The organism is Micromonospora sp. CNZ303 (assembly GCF_004345505.1).
This window is the reverse complement of record NZ_SLVT01000009.1, coordinates 124,448-139,589: the sequence shown is the minus strand read 5'-3', so window position 1 is coordinate 139,589 and position 15,142 is coordinate 124,448. Positions and strand designations below refer to the sequence as shown.

Genomic DNA, 15,142 nt, shown 5'->3' with positions numbered 1-15,142 from the left:
AGGGTCCCCTCATGATCGCCCACCGGAACCTGGGCTTCGTGGCCGCCGCGGCGACGCTGCTCGCCGCCGCGCCGCTGTCGGCCATCTTCGAACGCTGGACGTGGCTGATCCAGGCGACGATCGCGGTGGCCGTGGTCGCCGCCGTGGCCGCGCTCGCCCGGCTGGCGCGGGTTCCGCTCTGGGGCCAGGCACTGGGCATGCTGGCCGGCCTGACGCTGGCCCTGACCTGGCTCTTCCCCGGCGGCACCGAACTGCTGGGCATCGTGCCCACCCCGTCGACCTTCACGCACTTCGGCGAGTTGCTCGACGGCTCGCTGGAGGACATGCGCTCGTACGGCGTCAAGGTCCCCGACACCGACCCGCTGCTGTTCGTCACGGTGCTCGGGATCGGCGGGGTGGCCGTGGTGGTCGACGTGCTCACCGTCGGGCTGCGCCGGCCGGCGCTGGCCGGCCTGCCGATGCTGGCGATCTACTCGGTGCCCGTCGCGGTCTACGTGGACAGCGTCCCGGCGGTGCCGTTCGTCGTCGGCGCGGCCGGGTTCCTCTGGCTGCTGGTGACCGACAACGTCGACCGGGTCCGCCGGTTCGGCCGGCGCTTCACCGGCGACGGGCGGGACGTCGACGTCTGGGAGGCCTCGCCGCTGGCCGCCGCCGGCCGGCGGCTGGCGGCGGTGGGTGTGGCTCTGGCCGTGGTGCTGCCGCTGGCCGTACCGGGGATGACGGGCGGGCTGCTGGACACGCTGGGCGGTTCGGGCAACGGCAACGGCAACGGGCGCTCCGGGCAGGGCGGCACCGGCCGGATCGACCTGTTCGCGGCGTTGAGCGGGCAGCTCAACCAGTCCGAGGTCGCCGACCTGGTCAAGGTCACCACGAACGAGCCCCGCCCCTTCTACCTGCGCTTCGGCGTGGCCGACAAGCTCACGCCGAGCGGCTTCCGCGAGGGCACCCCCACGGGCCGGCCCGTCGACGACCTGCCGGCGCCGTCCGCGCGGGGCGTCGAGCAGCGGACGTACCAGGCCACGGTCGAGGTGACGAAGACCCTCAACATGCCGCTGCTGCCGGTCTACACCGAACCGGTGCGCTCCGAGGGCCTCAACGGCAACTGGGCGTACGACCCCAGCCTCCAGGTGGTCTTCTCCCACCGGGACAACTCGCGCGACAAGCGCTACTCGTTCGAGTACGTGCGCTCGACCTACACGCCGGCGGCCCTGCGCCGGTCGTCGCCGCTGCCGGCCGACCACGCCGTGCGGCGCCTGCATCCCACGCCGCCGCCGGTGCCCGAGGTCGAGGAGCTGGTCTCCACCCTGGTACGGGGCAAGGACACCGAGTACGACAAGGTCCGCGCGATCTACGACCACTTCTCCGCGGACAACGGCTTCACCTACTCGCTCAGCACCAAGGGCGGCACCAGCGGGCGGGAGATCATCGACTTCCTCGACAACAAGGTCGGCTTCTGCCAGCAGTACGCCGCCGCGATGACGTGGCTGGTCCGGGCCGCCGGCGTACCGGCCCGGGTGGCGTTCGGCTTCGCCAACGGCAGCAACTCCGGCGACGGCACGTACACGCTGACCAACCGGAACCTGCACGCCTGGACGGAGGTCTACTTCAACGAGGTCGGTTGGGTGCCCTTCGACCCGACCCCGGCGTACGGCGTGCAGGGCTCGACCCGGTCGGCCTGGGCGCCGGACATCGACGCCCCGGAGGCGGAGACGCCGACCGCAGGCCCGACGAGCGCCCCCGGCGACGTCGACCCGTCGGCCGGCCCGGCGGGGCCGGAGGGCCCCGAGGAGGACATCGACTCCGGCCTGGCCCTCGACGGCACCGCCCCGACCGACCAGGCCCCGGTCTGGCCCTGGTACGCCGCCGCGGCGGTGCTGGCCCTGCTCGCTCTGCTCGCCCTGCCGGCGCTGCGCCGCACGGCCCTGCGCCGCAAGCGCAGCGGCCCGGCGAAACCGGCCGCGGCGGCGGTGCGCCCCGGGGCCGCCGGCGACGCGCCCACCGACGGGCGACGCATGGTGGTGGTGGCGGACGCGGAGCGGGCGCGGGCGGACGCGCACGCCGCCTGGGACGAACTGCTGGACACGCTCGTGGACTACCGGGTCCGGGTGGACCGGACGGAGACCCCCCGGGCGACCGCCGACAGGCTGTCCCGGGAGGCGCTCACCGCCGACGCGGGGGCGACCACGGCAGTACGCCTGCTCGGCCGCGCCGAGGAACGCGCCCGCTACGCCCGCGATCCGCTGACCGGCGAGCAGCTCCTGCCGGCCCTGCGCACCGTACGCGCCGCGCTCGCCGCACAGACCGACCGGCGTACCCGCCTGGTGGCGGCGGTGCTGCCGCCGTCGGTGCTGCTGCGCTGGCGTACGGGCACGGCCGAGGCGTCGTCCCGGCTGGTGGCGGCGGGCGGTCGGGCCCGGCACCGGTTGCTGCGCTGGAACCCGCGTCGCCTGCTGGCCGGCCGCATGGCCCGCTGACCGACGGACGAACGGGCCGGTAGGGGCACCCGCCCCCGCCGGCCCGTCGCGTTCGCGGGGCTGCCGTCGCGGCCAACCGGCGTCACGGCCGTCAGGGGCCGACCGGGCTCAGGGGTCGACGAGGCACCGGCCGGATGCCGGGCATCGGGAGATGAAGAGGATGCACGCCCCCGGGGCGTGCGGAGTCGTCGGTGGCCGCCGGGCGTCCCGGCGGTCGACTGTCTGTCGCGCGGCCCGCCTCAGGGGCGGGCCGGGCTCAGCGGTGCCCCTCCGGGCGCTGCCGCCACCGGTCCTCCATCCGGTCCAGGATCGAGGGCCGACGACCCGACCGGCCGCGGGGGCGACGACGACTCGTCGTCCCGCCCACGACGTGCAGGTCCGGTGACTGCCCCCGACGGTGCGACTGCACCGCGAACGCGGCCGAGGCCAGCATGACGACGAAACCCGCCACTGCCAGCGGCGGAAGCTTGATCACCGCGCCATAGACCAACAGGGCCAGCCCAGCGATGATCACGCCGGCAGCGACGAGCAGGCGACGCCGCGCGTGGAAGCGCGGATCGCTGGCGCGCACGGCCGAGGCGAATTTGGGGTCCTCGGCAAGCGACCGCTCGATCTGCTCGAACAGCCGCTGCTCGTGCTCCGAGAGCGGCACGGCACTCCTCCCCGGTCACGTTGGTCGGCCCGGTCGGGCCGACAGACCGTGGCAGCCAACCGGCTGCTTACCCGCAAGTCTACGAGGGCCCTCGCGCGTCGGAAAGCGGGACGACCTACGGCCGGGGTGGATTTTCATTTCGTCGCCCCTCGCGGGGCCCGAGCAGACTGGCTGGACCTATGACGGACCGCCCGAAACGGGCAGCGGCGGCGTCGGCTGCGGCCTCCGCCTCCCGCCAGCCCCGCTCGGGCGCACCGAGGGTGAGCTGTCGCGGAGTCTCCCGCGCGGCGGCGAGCCCCTCGACCCGTACGCCGACCAGACGGACGGGCTCACCCGGGTCGAGCGCGGTGTAGAGCGCCCAGACGGTGTCGAAGATCTCCCTGGCGACGTCAGTCGGCACGCCCGCCGTGCGGGAGCGGCTGACGGTGCGGAAATCGGTCAGCCGCACCTTGAGCGACACGGTGCGCCCGACCTGCCCGGCCCGGCGCAGCCGGATGCCGACCTTCTCGGCGAGGGCGAGCAGCGCCCGGCGGATCTCCAGCGGGTCGGTGACGTCCACGTCGAAGGTCACCTCGGCGCCGATCGACTTCTCCGCCTGCTCGGGGGTGACCCGGCGCGGGTCGCGCCCCCAGGCCAGCTCGTGCAGGTGGGCGGCGGACGCCTCGCCGAGCGCCTTGCGCAGCATGCCGACCGGGGCCTCGGCGAGATCGCCGATCGTGGCCAGGCCCAGCCGCCGCAGCGTCTCGGTGGACCGCTCCCCCACCCCCCACAGCGCCGACACCGGCAGCGGATGCAGGAAGTCGAGCACCCGGGTGGCCGGGACGACGAGCAGGCCGTCGGGCTTGGCGCGGGTCGAGCCGAGCTTGGCCACGAACTTGCTCGGCGCGACGCCGACGGAACAGCTCAGCCCCTGCTCCCCCGCGACCCGCTCGCGGATGCGGCGGGCGATGGCGGCCGGCGGGCCGAAGAGCCGCCGGGCGCCCGCCACGTCGAGGAACGCCTCGTCCAGGGAGAGCGGCTCGACCAGCGGGGTGACGTCCCGGAATATCTGCATCACCGCGGCGGAGGCCGCCGAGTACTGCGTGAAGTCCGGCGACAGGTAGACCGCGTGCGGGCAGAGCGCCCGGGCCCGGGCGGTGGGCATGGCGCTGCGTACGCCGTAGCGCCGGGCCTCGTAGCTGGCGGAGCTCACCACCCCGCGCGGGCCGGTGCCGCCGACCACGACGGGCCGACCGCGCAACTCCGGCCGGCGGCGGACCTCGACCGAGGCGAAGAAGGCGTCCATGTCGACGTGCAGGATCGGGCAGCCGGAATCGTCGGCGTCCGGCCCGAACCGGGGATCGCCGCCCCGGGGCAACGACTGGCTGCGGCCCATCCCCGCAGGCTAGCCCGGGCCTGTGACATGCCACCCCGGCAGGCCCGGCCGGTCAGCCGCGTACGACCAGCAGCGGGATCGTCATCTCGGCCGCCGTGTCCGCCCCGTGGTACGCCACCAGCCGGGAGACCGCCGGCGGCTCGGAGCGGGAGGCGGTCACCGCGTACGTGCCGTTGCAGATCACCACCACGTCGCCGATGCGCGCCAGGTGTTCCTCCGCCACCGGACCGAACCAGCCGGCGGCCACCACCTCGTCGCGGGTACGCACCCGGGCCGCGTCGCCGAGCACCGCCGACCAGGCGGCCACCACGTCGTCCACGGCGCCGGGGGCGACGTGCAGGTAGCGGACCCGGGGCTCCCCGGCCACCACCTCCAGCCCGGCGCGCAGCCGGGGGTCGGTGTCCAGGTCGAAGCGGTCTTCGGCCGGCACGTCGAGCTGGCCGTGGTCGGCCGTGACCAGCAACGCGGCGTCGGGCGGCAATCCGTCGACGAGCCGGGCCAGCAGCCGGTCCACCTCGGCCGCGGCGATCCGCCAGGGCGCCGAGTCGACGCCCGTCAGGTGGCCGTGCCGGTCCAGGTCGGGGTGGTAGCCGGAGACCAGTGTGGGCCCCGCTCCGGCGGCGAGGGCGCCGAGCATCCGTTCGGCGAGCGCGTCGACGCCGGCCGCGCCGCGGTAGTCGCCGCCCCGGTTGGCGGCCAGCGTCAGCCCGCTGCCGCCGAACTCCGGCCGGCTCACCACGGTCACCGCGACCCCGGCGGCGCGGGCCCGTTCCAGCTGCGTACGCACCGGCTGCCAGCGCAGCGGCTGCGGGTCGGCAGCCCACTCGACGTGGTTGAGCACCCGGTCGGTCCCCGGCACCCGCACCGTGAACCCGAGCACGCCGTGCGCGCCGGGGGCGGCGCCGGTGCCCAGCGTCACCAGGCTGGTCGGCGTGGTCGACGGAAAGCCGGAGGTCAGCTGCCGCCCGACGGTGGCCGCGAGCCCCACCAGGGTCGGCGCGTACGGGGCGGCGGTCGGGATCTGGTGCCAGCCGAGACCGTCGACGAGCAGCACCGCGATCCGGCGTACCCCGGGCAGCGCGGCCCGCAGCCCGAGCGGGTCGGTGGCGCCGGGCACGTCGAGCACGGCGAGCGCGGACGGCAGGACGTCGGCGAGGCTGGCGTCGCCGTAGCGCGGCCCGACGATCTCCAGCGTGGGCCCGGGCGGGTGCGGCGGGCGGGTCGGGTCGGTCACGGGCGGCGGGCGAACAGGTGCAGCTGGGCGGCGAGGTCCCGCCAGGGCGCCCGCGCGGCGAGCGCCCGCTCCAACTCGACCAGGGCGGCGGGCTGGCCGTCGGCGACGGCGGCGGGGAGCAGGTCGGCGAGCACGCGTACGCCGTGGATCTGCTCGACCACGAGCCCGGCGGCGGTGAGCAGCGCGGCGGCGCCGTCGGCGTCGTAGCGCCGGCGCAGGGTGTCCCGGGTGCCGGCGGTGCCGGCCGGATCGGCGGCCAGCGCGGCGGCGACGTCCAGGTGCCCGTTCATGGCCCGGCCGAGCACGGCGGCGGCCCGGCTGGCGACGAGCACGCTCGCGGCGCCGCCCGGCCGCAGTGCGGTGACCAACGCCGCCACCACCGCCGCCGGGTCGTCGACGACCTCCAGCACGGCGTGGCAGAGCACCAGGTCGGCGCTGCCCGGCTCGACCAGGCCGGCGAGCGCGTCGCCGTCGCCCTGCACGGCGCGGACCCGCTCGGCCACGCCGGCCTCCGCGGCCCGGCGGGTCAGCGCGGCGAGCGCGTCGGGACTGGCGTCGACCACGGTGACCCGGTGCCCGGCCTGGGCCAGCGGCACGGCGAAGCCGCCCGTGCCGCCACCGACGTCGAGCACGGTCAGCGCGGTGCCGGCGCGGCGCTCCAGCTCGGCGCGCAGCACCGACCAGATCACGGCGGTACGGGGGGTCAGCGGCGGCCCGGCGAGCCGGCCTGGGGTCTGCTCCACCCGGTCGAGCCTAGTCACCCGGTCCAGCCGCACCGAGCCGCACCTGTGGCGACCCGGCCGGCTCCGGGTGGGAGGTCAGGACTCGCCGGCTGCGGCGTCGTCCTCGGCCCGCGACCGCAGGGCGTTGGCCACCGGGCCCTCGACGATCTCGTACTCGCGCGGCTCCGTGTGGTGGCTCGGGGTCCAACCTGCGCCGAGCCGGGTCCGCCGGGAGTTCGCCACCCCACCGCTACCGTCGTTGTTTCCCATGATCGTTCGTCCCCCTCGTGCTCGCGCGGGCCACTCTGCCCGCGCGAGCTGGAGTGTCCCTCCATCCGGCCCGGAAAACCGTAATGTGGATCACTGCCGTCAGCGGAAGTCGCGCGAGGGCGGACTGACCGGGGGCTCGATGGCGTCCAGCCGGTCGGCGGTGAGGTTGATCACTCCCTCGTGCCGTTGCAGCCGCCCCCGCACCACCAGCGCGGCGCTCGTGCGGGCCACCCGCCGGTAGCGCTGCCACAGGCCCGGGGAGCAGGTGACGTTGAGCATCCCCGTCTCGTCCTCCAGGTTGAGGAAGGTGACCCCGCCGGCGGTCGCGGGCCGCTGCCGGTGGGTGACGATCCCGCCGACCCGGATACGTCTCCCCGGCTCCACCCCGCCGAGCCGGGCGATCGGCACCGCGCCGAGCGCGTCGAGCCGGGGGCGGATGAAGCTCGCCGGGTGGCTCTCCGGCGACAATCCGGTCGCCCAGACGTCGGCGACCAGCCGCTCCACCGCCTCCATCCCGGGCAGGGTGGGCGCGGTCGCGCCGGTCACCGTGCCCGGCAGCCGGCCCGGCCGGTCCTGGGCCGCCGCGCCGGCGGCCCAGAGGGCCTGCCGCCGGGACAGCCCGAAACAGGCGAAGGCGTCCGCGGTGGCCAGCGCCTCCAGCTGCGCGGCGGTGAGACCCACGCGCCGAGCCAGGTCTGGCATGTCGCGGTACGGTCCGCGCGCCGCCCGCTCCGCCTCGATCCGCTCGGCCACCCCGTCGCCGAGGGTACGCACGCCGGAGAGCCCGAGCCGGACGGCGGGCCCGTTCAGCCCCCAGGCGTGCGGCGGCTCCCCCGACGCGCTGCCCCACCGGGTCTGCGGGGTGGACTCCAGCACCGCCAGCGCGCCGCTGGCGTTGATGTCCGGCCGGCGCACCTCCACCCCGTGCCGGCGGGCGTCGTCGACAAGCGTCTGCGGCGAGTAGAAGCCCATCGGCTGGGCGTTGAGCAGCGCGGCCAGGAACGGCCCCGGGTGGTAGCGCTTGAGCCAGGAGCTGGCGTAGACCAGGTAGGCGAAGCTCATCGCGTGGCTCTCCGGGAAGCCGTAGCTGGCGAACGCGGAGAGCTTGCGGAAGACGTCGTCGGCCAGCTCGCCGGTGATGCCCCGCTCGGCCATGCCCGCGTAGAGCCGGTCGGCGATGCGGGCCATCCGCTCCGCGGAACGCTTCGCGCCCATCGCCCGGCGCAGCTGGTCGGCCCCGGCGGCGTCGAAGCCCGCCAGGTCGATGGCGAGCTGCATGAGCTGCTCCTGGAACAGCGGCACGCCGAGGGTCTTCTCCAGCGCGTTGCGCATCAGCGGGTGCGGGTAGGTCACCGGCTCCTGGCCGTTCTTGCGCCGGATGTACGGGTGCACCGAGCCGCCCTGGATCGGGCCGGGCCGGATCAGCGCCACCTCGACCACCAGGTCGTAGAACTCGCGGGGCTTCAGCCGGGGCAGGGTGGCCATCTGGGCGCGGCTCTCCACCTGGAACACCCCGACCGAGTCGGCCCGGCAGAGCATGTCGTAGACCTCGGGATCGTCCAGCGTCATGTCCCCGAGGTCCAGGCTCATCCCGATCATGTCGTAGCCGTAGTGCAGCGCGGAGAGCATGCCGAGCCCGAGCAGGTCGAACTTGACCAGGCCGACGGCGGCGCAGTCGTCCTTGTCCCACTGGAGCACGCTGCGGCCCGGCATCCGCCCCCACTCCACCGGGCACACCTCGATCACCGGCCGGTCGCAGATCACCATGCCGCCGGAGTGGATGCCCAGGTGCCGGGGAAACGTCTGCAACTCGTTGGCGTACGCGACCACCTGCTCGGGGATGTCCGCCACGTCGACCGGGGCCACGGAGCCCCAGCGGTCGATCTGCTTGCTCCAGGCGTCCTGCTGGCCGGGCGAGAACCCGAACGCCTTGGCCACGTCCCGCACCGCCGAGCGGGGCCGGTAGGAGATGACGTTGGCGACCTGCGCGGTGTGCTCCCGGCCGTAGCGTGCGTAGACGTGCTGGATCACCTCCTCCCGGCGGTCGGACTCGATGTCGACGTCGATGTCGGGCGGGCCGTCGCGCTCCGGGGCGAGGAAGCGCTCGAAGAGCAGCCGGTGCCGGACGGCGTCCACGTTGGTGATCCGCAGCGCGTAGCAGACCGCCGAGTTGGCCGCCGAGCCCCGCCCCTGGCAGTAGATGTCCTGCTCACGGCAGAACGTGACGATGTCGTAGACCACCAGGAAGTAGCCGGGGAAGCCCAGCTCCTCGATCATGTTCAGCTCGTGGTCGAGCTGCGCGTACGCCCTCGGGTGCGCCTCGGGCGGGCCGTAGCGCTCGCGGGCGCCGGCGTGGGTCAGGTGGCGCAGCCAGCTCATCTCGGTGTGCCCGGGCGGCACCGGGTACGCCGGCAGCCGTGGCGCGACGAGCTGGAGGTCGAAGGCCAGCTCGGCCCCGAACTCGGCGGCCCGCGCCACCGCCCCCGGGTACGCGGCGAACCGGGCCGCCATCTCGGCGCCGCCGCGCAGGTGGGCGGTGCCGGCCGCGGGCAGCCAGCCGTCGATCTCGTCCAGGCTGCGCCGGGCCCGGACGGCCGCGACGGTGGTGGCCAGTCTCCGCCGGCCCGGGGTGGCGTAGTGCACGTTGTTGGTGGCCACCGTGGGCAGGCCGGCCGCCGCCGCCAGCTCGGCGAGCGCGTCGTTGCGGTCGGCGTCCACCGGGTGCCCGTGGTCGGTCAGCTCCACCGCCACCGTCTCCGCGCCGAACAGGGCGGTCAGCCGGTCCAGCTCGCGGGCCGCCGTATCCACCCCCTCGGTGAGCAGCGCCGACGGTACGTGCCCCTTGCGGCAGCCGGTGAGCACCAGCACGTGGTCGCGCAACTGCTCGGCGATCTCCTCCAGCTCGCCGTAGACCGGGCGGCCCTTCTCCCCGCCGCGCAGCTGGGCGCGGGCGATGGTCGAGGCGAGCCGGGCGTACCCCTCGTGGCCGTGGGCGAGCAGCAGCAGGTGCCGCCCGAGCGGATCGGGCTCGCCGTTCTGCGGGCCGGGCAGCTCCAGGGAGAGTTCGGCGCCGAAGATCGTCGGCAGGTGCAGCGCGCGGGCCGCCTCGGCGAAGCGCACCACCCCGTAGAAGCCGTCGTGGTCGGTGACGGCGAGCGCGGTGAGACCCAGCCGGGCCGCCTCCTCGGCCAGTTCCTCCGGGTGGCTGGCACCGTCGAGGAAGCTGAAGTTGGTGTGCGCGTGCAACTCGGCGTACGGCACCGCGTCGTCGGGACGGGCCACCTCGGGCGGCCGGTACTGCTCCCGCCGGCGGCTCCAGGCGGGAGAGTCGCCGCCGTCGGCGTCCACGGCCAACGGGTCGACCACGTGCAGGTGCCGCTCGTCGCGCGCCCGGCTGCCCTCCCCCGACCGACCCGCACCCGGCCGGTCCTCGCCCGACGCCCCCGACCGCCCCGCACCCGCTCGGCCCACACCCGGCCGCCCCACACCCGTCCGGCCCGCCTCCGGCCGGCCCGTGCCCATCCCGCCCGCACCCGGCCGGCCCGCGCCCGATCGGCCGGTGCCGGATTCCCGACCGGAGAGCACACGCTCCAACTCTGACCAGGGCAGCTTCGGGTTGTGGAAGCTCATCAGAGCCCCTCCGGGCGGGCAGCCGGAGAGATCTTGGTGAGTTTGAGCCCCTGGAGGGGCCGAAACTCACCAAGATCCGAGAGCCTGCGTCCGGCGGTCCCCTCAACGGGGCAACTCGACAGCGTCGGCGGGGCAGCTGGCGAAGCCTCACGCCGGCCGAGCCGACCCGCCGGCAGGGCTCCGCCTCGCGCAGACCGGGCCGCAGGCAAGGCTCCATCCCGGCCGAGCCGACCCGTTGGCAGGGCGTCGGGCCGGGCGGGGCGGCGGGGGCGGGGCGAGGGCCGGCCGAGGACCTCGGGCGGGCGCTCAGTCATAGATTGCCTCCACCAGCCACCGCCCGGCCTCGACGGCGAGCAGCAGGGCCGTACCGTCGGCCAGGCAGACCTGGAACCGGGCCCGGCGGCGGGCCTCGGACGGCGCCCACCAGCGCTCGTCGACCGGCCAGGGGCCGGCCCAGCCGACGATCTCGACCGGCCGGGCGGCGCCCACGGTCAGCCGGGCCGGCTCGGCGCTGACCTGGAGCCGCGCGCTGACCTCGACCGGTTCACCGGCGGCGTCGTGCACGACCGCGGCGAGCGGGTCGGGCAGCACCACGGCCGGCGCTGGTGGCGGCAGGCGGCCCGGCCACGGCGGCGGGACGGGCCGGGCCGGAAGGCGTTCGTCGCCCCACGGCACCAGGCGCACCTGGTCGGCCGGCGAGCGCCCGCCACCGAGCACCGCGGTGACGACCGCCTCGGGGCCGAGGATGCCCTGCACCCGGCTCAACGCCCGGTGCGCCCGCTCCCGCTCCTCGCCGGTCTCCCCCCACAGGCCGGGTTGCAGGCCGGCCTGCGCGACCACCCCGTCCGGGACCAGCCGCAGCCGGATGATGCCCGCCGTCGGGCGGGTCGGGCGGGTGCCGGCCCGGCCGGTGCTGCCGGACAGCCAGCCGTCGAGCTGCCAGCGCACCCGGTCGGCGATGGCCGCAGCGGTGAGCAGCCCGTCGTGCCGCCAGACCCGGTGCAGTTCCTGGCCGTGCGCGGTGACCGCCTCGATGCCGAGACGGGTGCAGGCCAGCCCGTGCGCGGCGAGCCGGTCGTGCAGCCGTTCGGCCAGTGCCCGGGCGGCGAAGGCCGCCGCGTCGACCCGGTCGAGCGGCTCGTCGTGGTCGGCGGTGACCGCGAGGTCGACCGGGGGTTGCCGGACCGCGAGCGGACGGTGGTCCCGCCCGGCCGCCAGCCGGTGGGCCAGCGCACCGTCGAAGCCGAACCGGGCCAGCACGTCGCCGGCGGGCAGCGCAGCGAAGTCGCCCAGGGTGCGTACGCCGAGCCGGCGCAGCAGGTCGGCCAGGGCCGGGCGGCCGAGCGCCTCCACCGGCAGGTCGGCGAGAAACCCCGGTGTCCCGCCGGGCGGAACGACCCGTCCGTCGCGGGCGGCCAGCCCGGCGGCGAAGACCCCGTCGGCGATGCCGACCTGGCTCTCCACCGCGCAGGCCTGGGCGACGTGCTCGACGATCCGCTCGGCGGCCGCCTCCTCGCCCCCGAGGTAGCGGCTCGGCCCCCGGGCCGCCACCGCGCACGCGCCGGGGCGTACCACCTCGACGCCGGCGACCAGTTCCTCGACGGCGGCGACCACCGGTTCGAACGCCCGTGCGTCCCGGCCGGGGTCGTACTCGACGGCGGTGAGCTGGGGGCATCGGCCCTGGGCCTCCCGTTTGCGCAGCCCTCGGCGCACCCCTTCGGCGCGGGCCCGCGCGGAGCAGGCGACCACCCGGTTGGCGTGCAGCACGGCGACCGGGTCGGTGGCCGGCACCCCGTCGACGATCTCCGCGGCGAGCACCGGCCAGTCCGGGCACCAGAGCAGCAGGGTCCGCACGGGCGCGGCGGTCACGGCGGACCGACCAGGGTGAGCGCGGCGCGACGGGACGGGACGGTGGGCGCGGGAGCGACGGCCGGGCCGACCTGGTGGAGCCGGCCGGCGGTCGACCGGCCGGTGACGGAGACGGCGGTGGCGGGAGCGGAGCGGGGAATGACCCGGGTGAGCCCGTCCCCGGGCAGCCAGACCTTGATCTCCTTGGGGCGGGCGGCGGCCCCACGGCCCCGCGCGGAGACGGTGACCTCGCGGCGACGCAGCCGGCCCCGCCCCTGCCCGAGCCCCTCCCAGGCGCCCCGGACCACCTGGAGGGTCACGTCCGCGCCGTCCCACCGCCCGTACGGGACGAGGACGCTGCCGCGCTGCCGGGCCCGGGCGGCCAGCCGGTTGGCGACCGAGGCGGAGACCGTCGTCGGCACGGCGGCGACCACGACGTCCACCCCGTCGATCAGCGCGGCGATGACGGTGGCCCACTCCGGGCCCGGGTGGGGCACCAGGGCGAGCCGGTCCAGGGCGATGCCCAACTCGGCGGCGGCGCCCGCCCCGAACGTCGGGACCCCGACCACGGCGCACCACGAGCCGGCCCGGGACGCCTCGGCGAGCAACGCCAGGACCAGCGAGGTGCCACCGCTGCGCCGGGGCTGGCCGGTGGCGACCGCGATCGTGCTGCCCCGTCGCAGCCCCCGGTTGGGCAGCAGCCCGGTCAGCTCGGGGGCCACCGGCAACAGCCGGTGACCGGTCGCCGGGTCCGGCGCGCTCGCCGGGCGCACCAGACCGGCCAGTGCGGCGGAACCGACCACCATCCGGCCCGCCATCGGACCTACCCCCCGTCGTGCTGTCGGATCAGACGTGCGCGTGCCCCGCCGGGGCCCCGGTCGCCGTCGGCTGGCCGGGTGCCCGGGTCAGGCCGCGAGGCCGTCGAGTGCCGGTTGGTGGGCCACGCCGAGCGCGGCCTCCACGACCGTGACGAACTGCTCGGCGGAGCGCAGCAGGTCGTCGGCCTCCCGGGCGGTCACGACCCGTGGGATGCCGGCCTCGGCGGCGGCCCGCTTGCCGGCGCCGAGGGCGAAGAACCGGGCCCACTCGTCGAGCTCGGGAGCGACACCGGAGAGCAGGATCCAGACGCTGGTCACCCGGTGGCGCCGGGTGGGGGCGGGACGCGCCCGGGCGGCGAGCACGGCCGCGGCCGCGCGGAGCGCGGCCAGGTGGGCGGCGGCGTAGCGGAGGCCGTCGGGGCGGGTCTGGGCGGCCTCGGCCAGCCCGCGCCGGGCCACCGCGAGAAGCTGGGCGGGGGTGCGGTGCGGCAGCACGTGCGCCGGCACCGTCGGTGCCTGAGCCGGGTTGGTCGGCATGGGACTGTCTCCTCCACGTGGCCGAGGCGCCGCCCCGGAGACGGCCCTGGGCCGCCGGCGGGACGCCGGGTCGAGTGGTGCGGAGGAAGACGCACCGGTGGGGTGGCCGGCCGGGTGTGGACGCTTCCCCACACCACACCCGGCCGGCGTTACCGGCGGGTTCGTCGCCCGCCGCCCGGGGGTCGTGGGCGGCGGGCGACGCTCCTGCCTGACGGGCCCGGACTCGCGACTGCCCGAGACCCAGGTGCGGCCCGCGGAGCCGCACCGCCCGGAGCCGCGCCGCGAAACACCGCCCCGGATGGTTGGAACGGGCGTTCGAGGCAATCGAACACTCGTTCTAACTGCTGCTGACAGTACACCCTCCCTCCGACGAAAATGCAACGTGTGGCGCGCGGACCTCGGACGACGTACGCAGGTGCCGGCTCCGGGCGTACGCCACCGCGGTCGGCGGCGGAGAGGGTCGCGGCGGTAGCCTCCGCCCGTGACCACCCCCCGCCCCGTCCTCGGGGTCGCCATGGTGCTCGCCTCGGCCGGACTCTTCGCCGTCAACGGCACCGTCTCCAAGCTGGTGCTCCGCGCCGGCCTGGACGCCCCGCAGCTCACCCTGCTGCGCGCCGTCGGCGCCGTCACCGGGCTGCTGGTGCTGAGCGTGCTGCTGCGTCCGGGGGCCCGCCGGCTCCGGGCCACCCCCGGCCAGCTGCCGCTGCTGATCGGGTACGGGCTGGCCGGGTTCTTCGCCGTACCGATGCTCTACTTCGTCGCCATCTCCCGGCTGCCGGTCGGGATCGGGCTGCTGTTCGAGTACACCGCCCCGCTGCTGGTCGCCCTCTGGGCCCGGTTCGGTCAGCGCAACCGGGTACGCCCGCGGCTCTGGGCCGGGCTGGCGTTGAGCCTGGTCGGCCTCGGCTGCGTGGCCGAGGTGTGGGGCGAGCTGAAGCTGGACGGCCTCGGCGTGCTCGCCGGTCTCGGGGCCGCGGTCTTCCTTGCCGCCTACTACGTGCTCGGCGCACACGGAACGGCACGCCGGGACACGTTGTCGCTGTGCACCTGGGCGTTCGGCGCCTCCGCCGTGGCGGGCCTGCTCACCCGCGCGGTCACCGTGGGCACCGGCGGCTGGGAACCGCTGGCCGCCGACACCGAGGGGGGCGTGCCCGTGGCGCTGCTCTGCGCGTACACGGTGGTGCTCGGCTCGATCGCGCCGTACCTGCTGGTGGCCGGGGCGATGCGGCACCTCCCCGCGACCAGCGTCGGGATCATCGGCATGGCCGAGCCGGTGCTCGCCTCGGCGGTCGCCTGGGTCGTGATCGGCCCCGGTGAGGCGCTCAACACCGCCCAGCTCACCGGCGGGCTCCTGGTGCTGGTGGGCGTCGCGCTGGCCGAGACGGCCCGGGTCGCCCCGGCCCGGACCACCGCGCCGCCCGCCCCGGACACAGGACCGCCCGCCCCGGACGCCGCATCGTCCGCCCAGGGCACCGGGCCGCCCGCCCCGGACGCCGCCACCGTCCCACCCGGAGCCGGCCGGACGGTGCTCCGCCCCGCCCGGCCGGGGCCCGGCACGGCCGGCTGAGCCGCCGACCGGCGT

The 15,142-nt window shown here is 76.3% G+C and carries 11 protein-coding genes; 2 read left to right on the top strand and 9 right to left on the bottom strand.

Translation table 11 applies throughout. The features are described from left to right. Positions 1 to 11 precede the first annotated feature (11 nt). Complete coding sequence (locus EV374_RS16465) at positions 12 to 2,474, top strand: transglutaminase TgpA family protein (RefSeq protein ID WP_132236267.1); 2,463 nt, start codon at positions 12 to 14, stop codon at positions 2,472 to 2,474. 256 nt (positions 2,475 to 2,730) lie between these two features. Here EV374_RS16465 and EV374_RS16460 read toward each other — a convergent pair whose 3' ends face one another. The 9 genes from EV374_RS16460 to EV374_RS16420 form a co-directional block, all read right to left on the bottom strand. Continuing rightward, positions 2,731 to 3,126, bottom strand: coding sequence for a DUF3040 domain-containing protein (locus tag EV374_RS16460; protein WP_132236265.1), 396 nt, complete (start codon positions 3,124 to 3,126; stop codon positions 2,731 to 2,733). A gap of 115 nt (positions 3,127 to 3,241) precedes the next feature. Further along, on the bottom strand, positions 3,242 to 4,501 hold the full coding sequence (locus tag EV374_RS16455) for a DNA polymerase IV (protein WP_132236263.1): 1,260 nt from the start codon (positions 4,499 to 4,501) through the stop codon (positions 3,242 to 3,244). A gap of 52 nt (positions 4,502 to 4,553) precedes the next feature. Next, positions 4,554 to 5,735, bottom strand: a complete 1,182-nt coding sequence (locus tag EV374_RS16450) for an alkaline phosphatase family protein (protein ID WP_486485796.1) — start codon at positions 5,733 to 5,735, stop codon at positions 4,554 to 4,556. After that, complete coding sequence (locus EV374_RS16445; RefSeq protein ID WP_132236259.1) at positions 5,732 to 6,496, bottom strand: methyltransferase domain-containing protein; 765 nt, start codon at positions 6,494 to 6,496, stop codon at positions 5,732 to 5,734. The genes EV374_RS16450 and EV374_RS16445 overlap by 4 nt, the downstream gene beginning before the upstream one ends. 57 nt (positions 6,497 to 6,553) lie before the next feature. Next, positions 6,554 to 6,727 carry a hypothetical protein gene (locus tag EV374_RS32580; RefSeq protein WP_165947806.1) on the bottom strand — a complete coding sequence of 58 codons (174 nt, stop codon included), beginning with the start codon at positions 6,725 to 6,727 and terminating at the stop codon, positions 6,554 to 6,556. A gap of 99 nt (positions 6,728 to 6,826) precedes the next feature. Beyond that, positions 6,827 to 10,357 carry an error-prone DNA polymerase gene (locus EV374_RS16440; RefSeq protein WP_486485795.1) on the bottom strand — a complete coding sequence of 1,177 codons (3,531 nt, stop codon included), beginning with the start codon at positions 10,355 to 10,357 and terminating at the stop codon, positions 6,827 to 6,829. Positions 10,358 to 10,663: 306 nt separating this feature from the next. Further along, a complete protein-coding gene (locus EV374_RS16430) occupies positions 10,664 to 12,226 on the bottom strand; it encodes a Y-family DNA polymerase (RefSeq protein ID WP_132236255.1) in 1,563 nt (520 codons plus the stop codon). After that, positions 12,223 to 13,023 carry a hypothetical protein gene (locus EV374_RS16425; protein WP_132236253.1) on the bottom strand — a complete coding sequence of 267 codons (801 nt, stop codon included), beginning with the start codon at positions 13,021 to 13,023 and terminating at the stop codon, positions 12,223 to 12,225. The genes EV374_RS16430 and EV374_RS16425 overlap by 4 nt, the downstream gene beginning before the upstream one ends. An 87-nt stretch (positions 13,024 to 13,110) precedes the next feature. After that, positions 13,111 to 13,560, bottom strand: a complete 450-nt coding sequence (locus EV374_RS16420) for an SAV_6107 family HEPN domain-containing protein (protein WP_132236251.1) — start codon at positions 13,558 to 13,560, stop codon at positions 13,111 to 13,113. Positions 13,561 to 14,041: 481 nt separating this feature from the next. Between EV374_RS16420 and EV374_RS16415 the strand changes: the two genes are divergently transcribed. Continuing rightward, entirely contained in the window at positions 14,042 to 15,127 is a 1,086-nt protein-coding gene (locus EV374_RS16415; protein WP_207914235.1) for an EamA family transporter, read from the top strand. Positions 15,128 to 15,142 lie beyond the last annotated feature (15 nt).

Bases quoted from the DNA above. Each gene is read 5' to 3' on its own strand.
- EV374_RS16420 (WP_132236251.1), bottom strand. From the start codon at position 13,560: ATGCCGACCAACCCGGCTCAGGCACCGACGGTGCCGGCGCACGTGCTG.
- EV374_RS16465 (WP_132236267.1), top strand. From the start codon at position 12: ATGATCGCCCACCGGAACCTGGGCTTCGTGGCCGCCGCGGCGACGCTG.
- EV374_RS32580 (WP_165947806.1), bottom strand. From the start codon at position 6,727: ATGGGAAACAACGACGGTAGCGGTGGGGTGGCGAACTCCCGGCGGACC.
- EV374_RS16440 (WP_486485795.1), bottom strand. From the start codon at position 10,357: ATGAGCTTCCACAACCCGAAGCTGCCCTGGTCAGAGTTGGAGCGTGTG.
- EV374_RS16455 (WP_132236263.1), bottom strand. From the start codon at position 4,501: ATGGGCCGCAGCCAGTCGTTGCCCCGGGGCGGCGATCCCCGGTTCGGG.
- EV374_RS16425 (WP_132236253.1), bottom strand. From the start codon at position 13,023: ATGGCGGGCCGGATGGTGGTCGGTTCCGCCGCACTGGCCGGTCTGGTG.